The sequence below is a fragment of the Bacillus sp. SIMBA_074 genome (genome assembly GCF_046534555.1).
Classification (GTDB): Bacteria; Bacillota; Bacilli; order Bacillales; family Bacillaceae_G; genus Bacillus_A; species Bacillus_A mycoides.
This window is the reverse complement of sequence record NZ_JAWRYM010000919.1, coordinates 1-252: the sequence shown is the minus strand read 5'-3', so window position 1 is coordinate 252 and position 252 is coordinate 1. Positions and strand designations below refer to the sequence as shown.

1 pseudogene is annotated in these 252 nt (G+C 47.2%); it reads left to right on the top strand.

What is annotated here, in order from left to right:
• Positions 1-11: 11 nt before the first annotated feature.
• Positions 12-252 (top strand): annotated as a pseudogene (locus SB773_RS33455) (3'-5' exoribonuclease YhaM family protein); the annotation flags it as partial.

Below are 252 nucleotides of genomic sequence, written 5' to 3'. Positions count from 1 at the left end.
GGGACGAGTCGATGAAATATCTCGCGGATTATCAAGAAGGAGAGCGTGTTGTCGCGTTTTGCCTGGTAAAAAACAAGGAAGCTTGTGTCGCAAGCAATCAAAGTGAGTATCTCAATCTGGAGCTGGGAGATCGCTCTGGTACACTCATGGCCAAGGTGTGGGATGTAAGTGCGGACATGAAAGAAGCCATTGCAGTGAAGTCAGTTGTAAAAATTGATGCTGCGGTTCAAATGTACCGGGGGAAAAAGCAAC